The organism is Shewanella zhuhaiensis (genome assembly GCF_022484835.1).
GTDB lineage: Bacteria > Pseudomonadota > Gammaproteobacteria > Enterobacterales > Shewanellaceae > Shewanella > Shewanella khirikhana.
This window is the reverse complement of record NZ_JAKUDL010000004.1, coordinates 217528-233199: the sequence shown is the minus strand read 5'-3', so window position 1 is coordinate 233199 and position 15672 is coordinate 217528. Positions and strand designations below refer to the sequence as shown.

The 15672-nt window shown below is 57.3% G+C and carries 16 protein-coding genes; 4 read left to right on the top strand and 12 right to left on the bottom strand.

All coding sequences use genetic code 11. The features are described 5' to 3' along the window. Positions 1-47: 47 nt before the first annotated feature. The 9 genes from MJ923_RS13025 to MJ923_RS12985 form a co-directional block, all read right to left on the bottom strand. Entirely contained in the window at positions 48-626 is a 579-nt protein-coding gene (locus MJ923_RS13025) for a hypothetical protein (protein ID WP_240591469.1), read from the bottom strand. A 172-nt stretch (positions 627-798) separates the two neighbouring features. Beyond that, the gene (locus MJ923_RS13020) at positions 799-2220 is read right to left on the bottom strand and encodes a M16 family metallopeptidase (RefSeq protein ID WP_240591468.1); all 1422 of its coding nucleotides are present in this window, start codon (positions 2218-2220) and stop codon (positions 799-801) included. Further along, positions 2217-3548, bottom strand: coding sequence for a M16 family metallopeptidase (locus tag MJ923_RS13015; protein WP_240591467.1), 1332 nt, complete (start codon positions 3546-3548; stop codon positions 2217-2219). Before MJ923_RS13015 ends, MJ923_RS13020 begins: the two co-directional genes overlap by 4 nt. Before the next feature lie 139 nt (positions 3549-3687). Then, positions 3688-4980, bottom strand: a complete 1293-nt coding sequence (locus MJ923_RS13010; RefSeq protein WP_240591466.1) for an amidohydrolase — start codon at positions 4978-4980, stop codon at positions 3688-3690. A 71-nt stretch (positions 4981-5051) separates the two neighbouring features. Then, positions 5052-5693, bottom strand: coding sequence for a class I SAM-dependent methyltransferase (locus MJ923_RS13005; RefSeq protein WP_240591465.1), 642 nt, complete (start codon positions 5691-5693; stop codon positions 5052-5054). Beyond that, positions 5690-6031 carry a hypothetical protein gene (locus MJ923_RS13000; RefSeq protein WP_126168621.1) on the bottom strand — a complete coding sequence of 114 codons (342 nt, stop codon included), beginning with the start codon at positions 6029-6031 and terminating at the stop codon, positions 5690-5692. Before MJ923_RS13000 ends, MJ923_RS13005 begins: the two co-directional genes overlap by 4 nt. 39 nt (positions 6032-6070) lie before the next feature. After that, positions 6071-7699 (bottom strand): EAL domain-containing protein, encoded by a 1629-nt coding sequence (locus MJ923_RS12995; protein WP_240591464.1) that lies wholly within the window; start codon positions 7697-7699, stop codon positions 6071-6073. An 80-nt stretch (positions 7700-7779) separates the two neighbouring features. Continuing rightward, on the bottom strand, positions 7780-8403 hold the full coding sequence (locus MJ923_RS12990) for a tRNA-uridine aminocarboxypropyltransferase (protein ID WP_240591463.1): 624 nt from the start codon (positions 8401-8403) through the stop codon (positions 7780-7782). A 147-nt stretch (positions 8404-8550) separates the two neighbouring features. Beyond that, entirely contained in the window at positions 8551-9753 is a 1203-nt protein-coding gene (locus MJ923_RS12985; RefSeq protein ID WP_240591462.1) for a multidrug effflux MFS transporter, read from the bottom strand. A gap of 108 nt (positions 9754-9861) precedes the next feature. On the opposite strand from MJ923_RS12985, the gene MJ923_RS12980 reads away from it, so the two are divergent. After that, positions 9862-10836, top strand: a complete 975-nt coding sequence (locus tag MJ923_RS12980) for a LysR family transcriptional regulator (protein WP_240591461.1) — start codon at positions 9862-9864, stop codon at positions 10834-10836. Positions 10837-10927: 91 nt separating this feature from the next. After that, on the top strand, positions 10928-11266 hold the full coding sequence (locus MJ923_RS12975; protein ID WP_126168627.1) for a hypothetical protein: 339 nt from the start codon (positions 10928-10930) through the stop codon (positions 11264-11266). Positions 11267-11281: 15 nt separating this feature from the next. Here the strand turns inward: MJ923_RS12975 and MJ923_RS12970 are convergent, their stop codons facing one another. Next, positions 11282-12706 (bottom strand): DUF4145 domain-containing protein, encoded by a 1425-nt coding sequence (locus tag MJ923_RS12970; protein ID WP_240591460.1) that lies wholly within the window; start codon positions 12704-12706, stop codon positions 11282-11284. An 11-nt stretch (positions 12707-12717) separates the two neighbouring features. Next, entirely contained in the window at positions 12718-13419 is a 702-nt protein-coding gene (locus tag MJ923_RS12965) for a hypothetical protein (protein ID WP_126168629.1), read from the bottom strand. 233 nt (positions 13420-13652) lie between these two features. On the opposite strand from MJ923_RS12965, the gene MJ923_RS12960 reads away from it, so the two are divergent. Both MJ923_RS12960 and MJ923_RS12955 read left to right on the top strand, forming a co-directional pair. Beyond that, positions 13653-14210: a DUF2780 domain-containing protein gene (locus MJ923_RS12960; RefSeq protein ID WP_240591459.1), complete on the top strand. Its 558-nt coding sequence runs from the start codon at positions 13653-13655 to the stop codon at positions 14208-14210. A 37-nt stretch (positions 14211-14247) separates the two neighbouring features. Next, entirely contained in the window at positions 14248-14682 is a 435-nt protein-coding gene (locus MJ923_RS12955; protein ID WP_240591458.1) for a tellurite resistance TerB family protein, read from the top strand. A gap of 104 nt (positions 14683-14786) precedes the next feature. On the opposite strand, the gene MJ923_RS12950 is transcribed toward MJ923_RS12955, so the two are convergent. Next, entirely contained in the window at positions 14787-15611 is an 825-nt protein-coding gene (locus tag MJ923_RS12950; protein WP_126168632.1) for an HDOD domain-containing protein, read from the bottom strand. Between the last annotated feature and the right edge of the window lie 61 nt (positions 15612-15672).

The window sequence follows — 15672 nt, the reverse complement described above, 5'->3', positions numbered from 1 at the left end:
CTGCCGCCGCCAGTGGCAGCAACAGAGACAATGCACAAAGGGCAGAGTTAAAAGAGTTCGATATCGTCTTTGCGGTAAAGATGTTCATCCCGATACAGCGCCAAGGCTTCATGAAGTGGCATACCCTGGAGCACAAGATCGAACATTTTACGTTCACAATCAAGGGAGTAAGTAGATTTTATCTGCTTTTGAATTTTTGACCACTCATCGCCATTTAGGCGCTTTTCTTCGTTGCACAGCAATTCTTCCGTCAACGCCAGCCCTGTGACCACATGTTGCAGGCGCTGGCTCAGGCGATCGTAGAACTGAAATGCCACCACGCCCTTGTCGATTTCGGTTTCGAGCATGATGCCGTGTTTAATGATCTCTTTCGGGGTATCCGGTTGATTGGCAAGGTGAAGATTCACCTGACGCAGGTGAGAAGCCATATCGGTAAACTGCTGCCCAAGGCCGGTCACATTGTAGTCGCCGTCGGTGAGGGTGAGTTCAATTTGTGCCATCGACAGCAGCAGGAGCTTAACGGTCTCCTGCACGTGCAGCCAGTCGACTTTATTCAGAAAGGCCTCCTCCAGCATGTCCATAGACAGGGAGTCCCCTTCTTCCTGTGTGTGCTTGTCGTTCGTCATGGCTCTTTCCCTTCGATTCGCCCGAGATCGGGCGGCGGTGTGGCAGGCGCGGACTCCTGTCCCAGACTGCCGCCATGGAAATAAGTGTAGAACAAATAGGAAAATGTGCGCCGCCGGGCGTAAAAATGAAACGGGGTCTGACAATGCAGACCCCGCTTAAGAAGGCGCAGGCTTAGTTACCGAAACCCACGTCCTTGATGTTCACCTGAGTCACTTCACCATATTTGGCTGCCACAGGCGCCACCTTGGCGGCATTGCCAATCAGCACAAATTGCAGCTTGTCTTTGGGGAAGTAGGTGTTGATCAAACGCTGGGTTTCTTCCAGGGTCAGGCTGTCGACTTTACGCTCGAAGTCATTGATATAGCTGTTATCAAAGCCGTAGAGGTACATGTCAGACAAGAGACCGGCCAGCTGGCCGCTGGTTTCGAACTTGGGCGGGAACTGGCCCTTCACGTAGGCCTTGGCCGAATCCAGCGTGGCCTGGTCGATCCCCTGTTGCCACAGACGATCGTAGGTCTTGAGCGCCAAATCGATGGCCGCTTCTGTGGTATCGGTTTTGGTGAAGGTGCTTATCTGGAACAGACCGCTGTCGGCGTAGGAGGTAAAGCCGGAGCGGGCACCATAGGTCAGACCGGCATTCACCCGCAGCTCATCGTTGAGCCAGGAAGTAAAACGGCCACCCAGAATGGTGTTGACCACGGTCAGACCCACAGCATCGGGGTTATCCTCGGAAATGCCCATGCCACCAATCACAAAGGTGGTTTCCATGGCATCGGGCTTGTCCACCAGCAGCACCCGGCTCTTGCCAAGCACCGGCAGGCCTTCTTCGAGGGAGCGCATCTTGGTCACAGAGCCATTGTGCCAATCGCCGAAGCGGGCATTGAGCTTGGCTTTCATCTCGGCTACATCAAAGTCACCCACCACAGAAATGGCGGTGTTGATTGGCTGATAGAAACCGCTGTAGAAGGCACGCACCTGCGCCAGTGTCAGGCTGTCTACCGACTCGCTGTTGCCGCTGCTGGCATTGCCATAGGGATGCTCGCCATACACCAGCTTACCGAAGTAGTTGCCAATCACGGCTCTCGGGCTTTCCTTGGCCTGAATAAGGCCGCCCACTTCACGCTGTTTGAGTTTATCGAACTCGGCGGCATCAAAGTCAGGACGGCGCAGCACGTCGGCAAACAGCGGCAGCATGGTGTCCAGATCCTTGGCCATAAACTTGGCGCTGACATAGCTGCCTTCTTTGCCGGCATTGGCACTTAAACTGGCGCCGAGAAAATCGACCTGATTCTCAATGTCGCGCTTGGACTTGCCACCGGCGCCCAGCATCAGGCTCTCGGCGGTAATGGCAGATACGCCCGAGACACTGTCGTTCACCGCACCGGCGCGCACCACGGCGCTTAAGGTGATAAGTGGCACTTCTTTTTGCTGCATCAGGAACACAGTCAAACCGTTATCCAGCGTCACGCGCTCGTAGGCGGGCAGCTGGAATGCGGCATTTGCCGGCGCCTCGACACCCTTGTTGCCCTCGGTGGCGGCACAACCGGCCAGTGCCAGTGCTGCCGCTATCATCAGGGGTTTACACTTTTTCATTTATCCATCTCCTCTTCGGCAGCAAGCACGGCCACACTGCGGTTGGCACGTTTCAGGTAGGTCTGGGCCACGCGCTGAATGTCGGCGGTGCTGACCTTGTTGTATGCCTCAGGGGCATTGAACAGCTTGTCGAAGCTGCCAAAGAAGAGTTCGTATGTGCCCAGGGTGTTGGCCTTGCCATTGATGGTTTCCATGCTGCGATAGAATTCCATCAGCTTGATATTTTTGATTTTCTCAAGCTCTTGCTCGGTCACACCTTCGGCGGCGATACGGTTGGTTTGGGCAATCAGTTCCTGCTCCAGCGCGGCGGCAGTCACGCCGGGAGCGCCCACGGCGTAAACGTAGAACAGGTTGGGATCGAAGGACATGGGGAAGTAGGTATCTGCTTCCAGTGCCAGCTGGCTATCGACCATCGACTGATACAGGCGTGAGCTGTTACCGGCACTCAAAATGCCCGCCAGCAATTCCAGCGCATAATAGTCTTCGTGTGAGGTCGCAGGCACGTGGTAAGCCATCATCACGTTAGGCGTGCTGGCCGAAGCCTTGTGCACAAAGGTGCGACGTTCGCCCTTTTGCAGCGGTTCAACAGTCTTCACTTCCCGCGGCGGCTCCTGAGCAGGAATAGGCCCGAAATACTTACCCGCCAGCGACTTCACTTCGTCCAGTTTCACATCACCGGCAATCACCACCACCGCATTGTTGGGGGCGTAGTAGGTCTTGTGGTACTGCACCAAATCTTCCAGCGTCCAGGCGGCGATATCTGACTCGTGACCAATCACAGACCAGCTATAAGGATGGGCTCGAAAGGCAATGCCTTTGAGCTCTTCCATCAGGGCACGGATATTGGAGTTTTCAAGGCCAGTGCTGCGCTCTGAGGTCACCACGCCACGCTCGCTTTCCACCATCTTGGCGTTGATATCCAAATTGGCGATACGGTCGGCTTCGAGGTCGAAAATAGTTTCCAGCGCGGTGGCCGGGAACCAGTCGGTGTACACGGTCAGGTTTTCGGTGGTGTAGGCGTTGTTGGCGCCACCGGCCGCTTCCATGGTGCGGTCAAACATCTTCGGACCGTACTTTTTGGAGCCGTTGAACATCATGTGCTCGAAGAAATGGGAAATACCGGTAATGCCCGGGGCCTCGTTTCGCGAGCCCACTTTCCAGAACAGATACATGTTGGCGTTGGGGATGGAGGCATCTTCCAGCACCATGATTTTCATACCGTTATCCAAGGTAAAGCTCTTGATATCGGCGGCAGTGGTGGCCTGACTGGCAAAGGGGGCCAAAGCCAGGCCCATTGCCAGAGTCAGGGCTGACAGCGTACGTTTCATTTCGCTTCCTGCTTCTGAATTAAAAAATTGTGTAAATACCAATCCGCCATTTAAAGCAATCCCTTCGCCGCCAGCAAGTGCGGCGAAGGCGAATATGCGGAAAAAAGTGTAAATGAAAGTGATACCGGCTGACCGCCGCTTACTGCGGCTTCAGGGCCGCCAGCGCCACCGCCGTCATGGCTTCAACGCCAATTTTCAGCGCTTTTTCATCCACATAAAATTCAGGCGAGTGGTTACTGGCCACGGTGGCCGGATCTTTACCCGCAGGCGTGACCCCAAGGAAGAAGAACATCCCCGGCACCTCCTGGGCATAAAAGGAGAAATCCTCAGCACCGGTGATCAGCCCCGGCTCCAGCACCTTGGCGCTGCCCACCACAGCCTCGAGCACCGGGCGCATCTCGGCCACCAGCTGCGGGCTGTTCACCGTCACAGGGTAACCCTGCTTAATCTGGGTCTCAGCGCTGGCGCCCACTGCCGCGGCCGCATCGGCGGCGGTTTGCGACAGCAGCTTTTTGATGTCGGCACGCATTGCCTGATCGAAAGTACGGATAGTGCCAATCAGCTCCACCTCATCGGGGATGATATTGGAGCGAATGCCGCCATTGATGGCGCCAAAACTGACCACGGCGGGCGCCTTGGTCACATCCACCCGGCGCGACACTATGGTTTGTACCGCGCTGACCACCTGAGCCGAGGCGACTATGGGGTCAATGCCATTCCAGGGGCGGGAGCCGTGGGTCTGGCGGCCGCTCACCTTGATACTGAAAGAATCTTCACTGGCCATGGCCGGGCCCGGACGCACACCTATCATGCCCACCGGCAGATTGGAGGTCACATGCAATCCAAACACAGCATCGGGCTTGTGTTTGCCAAATAGCCCCTGCTTGAGCATCAACTCGGCGCCACCTTCTTCACCGTCCGGGGCACCTTCTTCGGCGGGCTGAAACACAAACATTACTTCACCGGCCAGAGAGTCTCTGATGCTGGCAAGGCTCTCGGCCACCCCCATCAACATGGCCACATGGGTGTCGTGGCCACAGGCGTGCATCACCCCAACCGTCTGACCACGGTAGGTATCTGTGGCTTTGGAGGCAAAGGGAATATCCACTCGCTCTGTCACCGGCAGCGCATCCATATCGGCACGCAGGGCAATCAGCGGCCCGGGTTTGGCGCCTTTGAGCCTGGCCACCACGCCTGTGTGTGCTATGCCGGTCTGCACCTCGAGCCCAAGGGATTTCAGGTGTTTGGCAACCACCTCGGCAGTGCGAAACTCGCGGTTGGACAGCTCAGGATGCTGATGCAGATCGCGGCGCCATTCGATGACTTTTTGCTCCACAGCCGCCGCGAGCTGGGCCGGGGTTTGAGCCTGGGCAGGCAAGGTACACAGAGCCGCAAGGGCCAGGGAAAGTTTGGCAACAGGAAAGGAGCGCATAGGGAATCCGTTATTCTGATTTTATTATCCGAATAACCAAACTACATGCAAATGGATTAATTGTTAACCAATTATTCGGGAACGCGGAAAAACACCACGTCCTTGTCCACCAGTTCCAGTTGCCAGCCGCGCTCGGCAGCTATCCAGGCGAAGGTGTCGTCGCTGTAGAAGTTGATGTGGGTGGGGTCGTTTTTGTAGTGCCAGCGGCTGAAGGCATCAGCCGACAGCACCCGCTTGGTCATGATGGCGAGCAGACCACCGGGTGCCAACAAACCCGCCAGCTCATCCAGCAGGCCTCGGGCATCGGCCACGTGCTCAATCACTTCGGTGAGGATCACACACTGGTATTGGCGCGTCAGCACACTGCGGTCGGGAAAGTAATAGAGATCGTATGGCGCAAACTCATAGCCTTGCTCGGCGGCCATTTTGGTCAGCAAAGCACCGGCGCCGCAGCCAAAATCGAGGCCCTTATCGCCAGGCTGCAGCCGCGGCAACACAGGCGCCAGGGTCCGGCTCAGAAAGCTGCGATAGCCTGGGCTGTCTTCGCCATTATCGTGCTTGTCGTATTCGGCCTTCTCGTCGGCGGCGTTTAAGTGGAACGGTGCCGGTACCTGCACCAGGGCACAGTGGCGGCAACGATAATAGGGGCGACGACAGTCTTCGGCGAACAGGTAAAGTGTGGCTTCACCGCACAGGCAACAGGGAAAACTCATGGTTTGGGGATCTTGCGCTCTTTCCTGGCCGCTTCCTTGGCTTCCCGCAGATACTTTTGCTCGCGGCTTTCGCGGTCGTTGAACTGGGCGGCAGCCTTGTCACGCTGGGCATCTTCCCAGCCATCGTGCTGCTGACGTTTCAGCACATCGGCTTCACGGGTGGCGGTATCGGCTGCGGCAGCACGGGCTTTCTCGAGCTGCTCTGCCTCGGTTTTCTGAGCCTGTTCCCGGGCCTTGTCGGCTTTCATCACCAACCGGGGCTTAGTGTCGTCGGCAGACATAACCGCAAAGCTCAGGGCTGCGCTCAGCATGGCAACGAACAGGGGCAATTTTTTCATGGCTTGGTTCCTTCAAGCGCGGCGCTTGGGACAAAAACACTATTGCGGCTGTAACTGCCTGGGCCGCATCTCCCCATATTGTGGCTGCCAGTTGCGATACAGCGCAACAAAATCTGCCGCAGGTAAGGGTTTGGCAAACAGGAACCCCTGCTGCAAATGCACGCCTCTGGCGATCAGCGCCTGCGACTGCGCCAGGGTTTCCACCCCTTCGGCAATGACCTTGAGCCCCAGGCTCTGCCCCAGACGGATATAGGCATCCAGCACAGGCGTGTTGTCCGGTGAAATCAGCAGGGTATCCACAAACAGCTTATCGATTTTCAGCACATCGATACTGAGTTCCTGCAAATACGCGGCGCCGCCGTAACCTGTACCGGCATCATCGAGCTTGATTTCGATACCCAGTGCCTTGAATCGCTTAAGTTCGGCGCGGGCGGCTGGCATATCGGTCACTGGCAGACGCTCGGTGATCTCCAGCGCCAGATGGTTACAGCCAATGGCATCGCAATTGGCGCTGAGCCAGTCGGCCAGCTCCGGAGATTCGAGCTGCGCCGGTACCAGATTCACGCCGCAGCGAAATGCCTTGTCGGCCTCAAGCACCTCGCCGATTTGCTTTGGCAGCGACAACAGCAGCCGTTGGGTCACTTCCTGAATAAGCTCGCTCTGCTCCAGCTGCGGAATAAAACGCCCCGGCGGGATCACTGAGCCATCGGCCCTGACCCAGCGCAGCAAGACTTCACAGCCGGTGATACGCCCGGCACTGGCATCCACAATCGGCTGAAAATAGCCGACAAACTCATCACGCTCCAAGGCGCGGTGGAACCGAAACAGGGTTTCATCTACCCGCGCCCGCATCCGTGAAATGTACACCAGCAGAAAGACCCCCAGGGCCGCAAAGGGCAGCAGCAACGGAATAAGCAGCCGCGCCTCGGCCAGCACCCGGCGGCCACTGATGGCAGCCTCCATCGACAGCGGCCAAATGGCGCTGCCCGCCTTCATGCTGCCCCAGTCGTCCTTGTCCCTGAGACTGCCAAGCTGGGTGATTTGGTATTGGTTGTTGAGCAATATCGTGAGGCGCCGCTGGGATTCTTTATCGGCCTCGAGGAAGGCATAGCTGTCGGAGAGGGGGATTTGCACCGAGTTGTATTGGCGCTCGCCATGGTAGTCGAGAAACAGATTGCGACGCGGCTTTCCGGACCAGAGGTGCTCAACAATAATCAGCTCGAAGCCGGGCTTGTCAGGCACCTGTGCCCTTGCCAGTACTGTGCTGTGCTGGGTGGGGGCCACCTGACCGTGGATGGTGCAAAACACCCTGGAAGTATCGCCCACTGGGCGGGTAAGAAAGATGCCGGCGGCTGGGTGTTCAAAGGTAAATTCGGTCATCCGCCGCACGGCGGCATCATCGCAGCGGGAAACGTCCTGAGCATCCAGCTCCAGCAGCGCCCGCTCGGCGGTTTGCAGTCTGGTGTCAAGGAAGCCTATCAGCTGGTCGAGGTCGTCTTTAATTTCGCGTTCCAGCTGCCAAAAGGCATAGCCCACCGACAACACCAGGGTGGTGAGACCACACAGAATAAGCAGCCAGAGCAAGCGCATACTGCGCTCGCCAAGGGCCTTTACCCGGCCCCGTTTGCTGCTGCGGTCGTTAGCCACATCCATTTCAACTACCGTCATCCTGTACCACCGAAATCAAACAATCCTGTTCATGTGCCAGAGTAGCACCAACTGCGGCCTCGCCCTATCGGTCAAATCGGCTAAGAGTTGCTCTCATCACGTAAATATCGTTGCCGCACCGCCTCAGGCATGGCCGCCAGGCGCCGGGATACCATGGCGTCAAAGGCCTCGAACAGGGCAGACACATCGAGCTGCGGCTCCAGCAGCATGAGCGCCTCGGCGGCGGCCTCCAGCGTCGAGAGGCTATCGGCCCTGTGTGCCTTGCGGATCCGGTAGGCCGAGGGCTTTTCGGGTGACAAGGCGAGCTTGGGCAGCGTGTGCAGCCAGGGGTTGAGGTGATACATCTTCAGCGCCTTGCGCCAGGTGCCATCGAGCAGAATCAGCAGCCGGTTTTCCGGCTCAGGCGCGTTTGCCGCAGGCGTAAACACCGCCTCCCCTGCTTCGGCAGGATACACCAGCACAGGCGCCAGCCCCTGAGCCTGAATTTGTGCCTGCAGCCCGGCAAAATCCGCAGATGTTTCGCCAACCACAATCTGCGCCTTGTCCAACATCAGCGGCAGTAAACGGGCACTGTTTTTGCCATGGTCGGTTTCAGATGGGTGCTGCAACACCCAGACAGCGCTGCGGGATGTCACAGGTTTGAGGACATCGCACAGACACACGTTGCTCGGAAAATGGCAGTGCTGACAAACTTTTCGACTCAACTTTGCGCTCCAGGACAGTGGTGATTCAGGCAGTGACAACTTTCATTTCAAGGTGGGTCTGAACGGTCGCTTCTGATAAAAAGAGGCCCACACCGAGCTTATCGTTGTGGGCCAAAGGGTGATTCATTATCGCCGGACGGGGCACGCTTAGCCGTGCTCTGGTTCCCGGTGCCAATGGCCAAGCCCTGGCAACATCATCACAAACAAGAGTAGCAGTGCCAGAACCCCCATGGTCAAACCTATGGCCAGCGGCGCTTCCAGAGGCGTCAATTGCACCAGCGCAGTAATCACAGACGCACCACTCATCTGAATAAAACCCAGCATGGCTGTGGCCGTACCGGCACGCTCACCGAAGGGCGCCAGCGCCATGCTGGTGGCCGGGCCAAGCAAGAAAGCAAAACCAATACACAGCAGCATCATCGGCAGCATAAAGGCGAAGGCTCCTGCCAGCGGGGTCTGCCAGTCAACCAGTTGCAGGCCAAGCTCCAGCAGCGACGCCAGTGCCATCAGCCACAAGGCCACAATCACAGTGGGGCGATTGCCAAGACGCTTAATGACCAGCGGCGCCGCAAAACACGCCACTACGTTGACCAAAGCATTGAGGCCAAACAGACCGGAGAAGGTCAGCTCACTGAGCCCAAGGCGGCCAATCAGCCAGATGGACGAGTAAGACACATAACACAGGATAGCCGCCATGGCCGCCATACAGGTGATGGCATAAAACATAAAGTGGCTGTTTTTCAGCACAGGGCCATAACGCTCCCAGCGGTACAAAGGTCCGGCAGAATGAGTATTGGCCGGACGGGTTTCCGGCAGACGATAGCCCACCACCACCAGCATCAACAGGCCGTACAGCGCCATAAAGGCGAAGGTAGAGCGCCAGCCAAATTGCAGTGCCAGCAGGCCGCCAAGGGTTGGGGCCAGCGCCGGGATCACGCAGATAGCTCCGTTAAGGTAACTGTAAATACGGGCGCCTTCGGACTGGCTGTAGCTGTCACGCACGGCACTGAAGGCCACGATGGACGTAGAACAGGCCGCCAGACCTTGCAGCAGACGCGCCAATTGCAGCCACTCGAACTCCATCGCTGCCATGGCAAGCAAGCTGCTGACCACATAGAGCACGGTACCAAACAGGGCGACCGGGCGACGACCATAACGGTCGGCCAGCGGACCAATCAATACCTGACCCACACCCATGGCAAACAAAAACAGCACCAGGGTGGACTGCACCTGCCGCTCGTCAACGCCATAATCCACCGCCATCGCGGGCATGGAAGGCAAGTAGATGTCGATGGCCAGCGGGCTCAACAGCACCAGAGACATCAAAATGGGCAACAGATTACGGGACATGGCGTTAGGTATTTTCAGACTGGTTTAACGATGCGAGCATCTTACCCCTGCTGTGGTATGAACAGAAATGGTATATATTCCTTTTACAAATTCCTTCAAGGAATATCTATGCAACTGGATAAACTGGCCCGTATTGACCTGAATTTATTGGTAGTACTGCAGGTCTTGATTGAAGAACAGAGCGTGACCCGCGCGGCCGTGCGGCTGAATCTGAGTCAATCGGCGCTGTCGAAAAGCCTGAGCCGCCTGCGGGAAACCCTGGGCGACCCGCTGTTTTCCCGTACCGCCCACGGGCTGAAGCCCACGGCACATGCACTGGCACTCGGCGAGCGGCTTCCGAAAATTCTGCAGGAGCTGTATCAACTCACCCTGCCCCCCAGTTTCGACCCGGGCAGCAGCAACCGCAGCTTCAGCTTTGCTATGGTGGAGAGCGCCTACGAAACCCTGATCCCCGGGTTTATCGGCCCCTTGCTGGCCCAGGCGCCGAACCTGCGTATCAACTCCTACATGTGGAATGAAAAGTCCATCAGTGACTTACAGCTGGGCCAGATTGACTTTGGTATCGATGGCATCGACCTGCAGCCCCAATCGAATTTCAGTATCGACAGCCTGCCTGAAGGCATCTGCCATCAGACTCTGTATCACGACCATCAACTGTGTTTGGTACGGGTGGGACACCCGGCGCTGGCGCTGCATCAGGCGGGCAACTGGGATGTAGAGGCTTACCTCAGCATGCAGCATGTGCAGGTGCGCTGCGAAGGTAACGACTGGTGGGCGCTGGATTACCACCTGGCAGCCAAGGGGCAGCAGCGGGATTTGTGCACCACGGTGCCGGACTTTTACGGCGCCGCCAGCGTCTGTGCCCACACAGACCTGGTGTTTACCCTGCCGGAAAGTTTCGCCCGCCACGCCATCAATCTGTATCCGCTGGTAATGCTGCCGCTGCCGTTTGATTTTATGCCGCTGGCATACGTGCTGCTGTGGCATCAGCGCAACGACGGCGACCCGGGCCACAAGTGGCTCAGAGAACTGATTACCCAGAGTGCAAGGCACAGTGCCCGCGACAGCGGCAGCTGGAATTAACTCAAGGCTGCGGGAAGATTAACCATATTTCACGTGCTTCGCGGGACGATTTTTCGCAGACTGTGACCATGACACCCGCCGAGGAGGCAATATGATTTACAGTCAATTCCACACCCCGCCCCTGCACCAACGTTTCAGCGGCCTTAAAGGTCTGGCCATGTTTGTGGCCGGTTTGGTGGTAATGGGACTCAGCCTGGTGGCCTTACCCTTTATTCTGCTGGCCGGAGCGGTCGCCTTCGGGCTGCTGAGCGTATTTGGCCGCATCTGGTTGGGTAAGCTGGTTCGCCGCGCCCAGCAAGCTCAGGCCAAGCGCGCCGAGACGCAGTTTGAAGCCGAAACCAGCGACGCCTTTATCCGTTTTCGCGATCGCGATGCATTCCGTCCACGTCCCCATCAGGGCCGCACCTTCGATCACGATCCAACCGAGTAATCCACTGCCCCGGGGCTAGCGCTCATCACCCGGCCCCGGCATTTCCACCAGCAAATCTTTGGCTCTCTCCAGGGCCTTTTTTTCGTCCGGATGGGTCGAAAGCGGCAGAACCTTTTCCACCTGCTCGGCCAGCGACTGCCACAGCGGCGCAATAATCTCCCGCTCCTGTGCATTCCCCAGCATGGCGCCGTGGCGCAGCAGCGCAGCCGCCCCCACCACATCGATACGCCCAAGAATGCCATCGGCAAGCGCCATCGATAATTCAATCATCGCCGGCACGCTGCGGCCATAGCGGATCACCTGGCGTAAATAGTCTTCTGCCTGCGCTAAATCGCTGCCCAGCGTGGCTTCATCATGCAACATGTGGCGGGCTCGCAGGAACATGGCATCCAGCTGCCCTTGCTGGGCCGCTTCAGCTAGCCAGCGCTCGCCGGCAAGCGTATCGGCCGGGCAACCCTCACCGCGACTCAGCATCAGCGATACATGGTACTGCGCCGCCGGGAAGCCCCCACGGGCAGCCGATTCGATATGGCCAAAGGCGCGCTCAAGCTCACCGGCCTGATAATAGAGCACCCCGAGATTGGCTTCGGCCTCGGTGTGGCCTGCCTCCGCCGCCTGGGTCAGCAGTGCTTTGGCAAGGATTAAGTCCTGGGGCTGACCAAACTGGCCGGTCAGCGCACAAAAGCCCAGCAAGGCACGGGCATCGTCTATGCCTTCATCTGCCGCCTGAACCAGCAGTTCAAGACCTTTTTTGGCATCGGTTTCGCCGTCATAGCCGTGCAGCCAGGCCACCGCCAGCTCGTATCTGGCCTTGGGCAAATGGTTTGCCGCCTCCCTAAACCAATGCTTGGCCTTGGTCAGCAGCCTCTTTGGCTCGAGGACTGAGGCTTGTTGGTCATCATCAAAGGCTTCGGCCTTATCGCGGGCCATCAGGCCTTCCACCTTAAATGCCATCCCCAGCAGATACTGAGCCTCGGCATCGTCCTGCATCACAGCGCGAAAACACAGCTCGCGATTGCCAAGGGCATCCAGTGGCTCAAATTCCCATTCGCCCAGATTGCCAAGTTCAGCCACCAGGGCGCAGAAGTTTTGCAGCGACTTTTCCGCCAGCGCCAGCAACTGCTCCTGACTCAGATGGTATTTTTCCGGGTGGGCACCGCGGTTACCATCGGCACGCAGCCGATGCATGGCCCGCACCTGACGCACCCCCAATAGGCGCGCCTGTGACAGGGCTTCGATACGGTTGTAGAGATTGGGGCTGTCGAATGACAAGCGGCCATCGGCGAGCAGGCCGGTTAATTTGAACAGAGCACTTCTGAGGGTCAAAAGTGCTTGGGAAGGCACATCACGGGCATGACGGCGGGCCTGTTGATAATCAGCGCCCAAATCGCTGTTGAAGGCGCTGACAAGCCCAGTATCGGTTAGCCGGGTATGTGCCATAGGTCTCCCTATCAAGCCTGTGAGCGGGTCACCATGTAAAGGCGGAACAGTGCCACGTTAACGAACAGGCCGATAAAGGCAAAGGCGGTATCGGTCAGCAGTTGCAGCGGCAAACCCACGTTGCCAGCCACCTGCGACAAGGTGCCGCCAATCAGCGACAGCGGCACATAAAGCATCAGCAATGCCATGGTTTTAAAGGCAATGGGCGCCGAAAACTGGAAGCTGGCCTTGATAGCCTCAAAGGGCGTTAAGCGCTCGGCCACCACCATAAAATTCACGTAAGCGAGACGGGCAAACAGATACAGGCTGATCCCGAGGCCCACAATCCACAGCGGGCCAAACACGGCCAGAAACACCACTGGCGCCAGAATGGCCATGCCCGAGAACACCCCGGCCAGCAGCAGCGGTGGCACAAAAGGCATGCTGGCTTTCAGTAATTGGCCGGTGGCCAGCTGATGGCCTTCGCTGCGCAGCTGTAAATACAGGGTCAGCGCGGCAATCAGAATCGAGAAAATGATCAGCAGCACCATCATGGCGAAGAAGTGCGGTGCCCCAAATTGTGGGTTTTCAATATCGGCCTTGGCAAACTCGCTGCCCAGCCACAGCTGGATCCCAACCTGGGCCAGCAACAGTGGAATGGTCAGAGCCGCCAATTGGCTCAGATGATTGCGAAAGAAATTAAACGCTTCGCTCAGAACTACCGACAATGACATGTGTCTATCCAACCGTTAAAAGTTAATTACATTCCGCCGCCCAAAAGCGATTTGTGACCGGCAGAAACTGACCCCTTATTTTGTGCGCCTAGAATACCGAAAAACCCCCGTGGATGCACAGGGCTTATCGGTGACCAAGGGTTGATATGACGCAAATTCCGTGCATTTTTTACCTTGGGCGGCCTAGAATACCCCCCAACCTTTGAAGGAAAACACCAACAGGACGTCTCAAAATGAAACGAATCACCACTCTTTCTCTGCTTGCCTCCCTGTCTCTGCTGGCGCCTGTGGCCAGTGCAGCCGATTTTGGCGCCCTGGCGGCAGACACGCTCAAGCAAGTAAGCAGCACCACTCAGTCGGCCAGCAACACCGCTCAGGCCGCATCCAACCAAGCCCAAAGCGGCGATCTGCTGGGCAACTTAATGGCCCTTGGCCTGGATCAGAATCAGGCCGAAGGTGGCATGGGCGCCCTGCTGAAAATGGCTCAGGGCAGCCTCAGTGGCAGTGAATTCTCCAGCCTCAGCAACGCCATCCCCGGCGCCGACAAGATGCTGAGCGCCGTGCCGGCGCTGGACTCCGGCAGCGGTATGTCTGGCCTGCTTTCCGGCGTGGGCGGCAGCCTGGGCAACTCGCTTCAGGGCAGCGCTCTTGTGTATGATGCCTTTGAAAAACTGGGGATTTCACGTGAGCTGGCTGCGCCTATGGTGGATGTTGCCAAAAACTACCTGCAGGCCAATGCCAGTGAAGATACCGTGGGTCTGCTGATGAAAGGTCTCGGCAGCCTGCTGTAAACTTCACAGCTCAAACAGCCATTCTTGGGAGGAAAGCATGATAGCGGCACTGAAAAAACTGCTGAAACAGCAACTGGGGGAACCCGGCAAGTTGCTTTCCCGGCAGGAAGCCGCTGCGGCACTCCTGATTGAAGTGGTACTGGCCGATGAAAGCCTCTCCGGGCAGGAGCAAACACTGTTGCCCGGCATTATCGCCAATCTCACCGGCGCCTCTGCTGCTGAGGCGAGCGAGCTTATCCAAAGTGCCATGGCGCGCCACGAAGAAGCGGTCTCGCTGTTTGAATATACGGATTTAATCAATCGGGAATTCAGCCTGCAGGACAAACAGGCGCTAATTCTGGCGATGTGGCAACTGGCCTTTGCCGATGGGGAATTGTGCCAATACGAAGAGCAGATCATCCGTAAAACGGCCGATCTGCTCTACTTAAAACACAGTGAATTGATCCAGCTGCGCAACCAGGTAAGCGACTAATCTGCCGGTCGGCTAATCAAGCACCCAGTCAGGCCAGCAGGGAAACCAAACTCGCAGGACAGGAACCGCTCGCACCGAGCAGCGTTTTACTTAAAATCAATTACCTAAGCCAGCTGCTTGCCCATTTCCATGCCCTGACCGTGAAGCTTGCCCAGCTTCTCCGCCAGACCGCCCAAATCCACCTTCACCCCGGCCATTTCACTGACCTGAGCCAGCCAACTGGTGCGCTCATCGTCGCCGATTTTCTCCCAGTCACTGACCACCCGTTTGGACATGGCAATCATGCCCGCAAGCTTTGAGTAAGGCTCGCAGGTCTTGGGCGCATCCTGAAAGCGGATCCCCTTCACAAGCGCCGGCGTGAACTTCCAGTTTTGCGCCAGCATGGCGCCGATATCGGCAGAATCGTAGCCAAGCATTTCTTTTTCCATCAAATGCCGGTCGGCACCCTCAGCCACAGCTGCGCGGATAGCGGCGGATTTTTCGGGCTCACCACTGGCAATTAGGAGTTCGCCAATGGAATGTAAAATACCGCAGGTAAAGGCTTCTTCCGGCAGGGTGCCAAGCCGCTTGGCCAGCTCCTGACAAATGGTGGCCACTTCAAAGGTATTCCCCCAAAAATCCCCTAAATCAATACCTTCCACCTTGGGCACCGCACCTACCACCGCTGAGGCAATCACCAGGGTGCGCAGAGTTTGCATGCCCAAACGCACCACAGCATCGTCGATGGAACCCACTTCCCGCGAGCTGCCAAAGCGCGCCGAGTTGGCCAGTCTAAGCACCCGGGCGCTGAGCACAGGGTCGTGGGAAAGCTTTTCGCAAACCTCTTTTATGGAGGTGTCTTCGTTATTTACCGCATCCAACAACTCGGCGATGGCCTTGGGCAACCTTGGCAATTCATCGACCTTGGATAAAAGCGCAGCTGAATTCATATTCCGGTCTCCTTTGTCTGCTTATTCAAATATAGACCAGATTTTTACTACCACGCCCTTT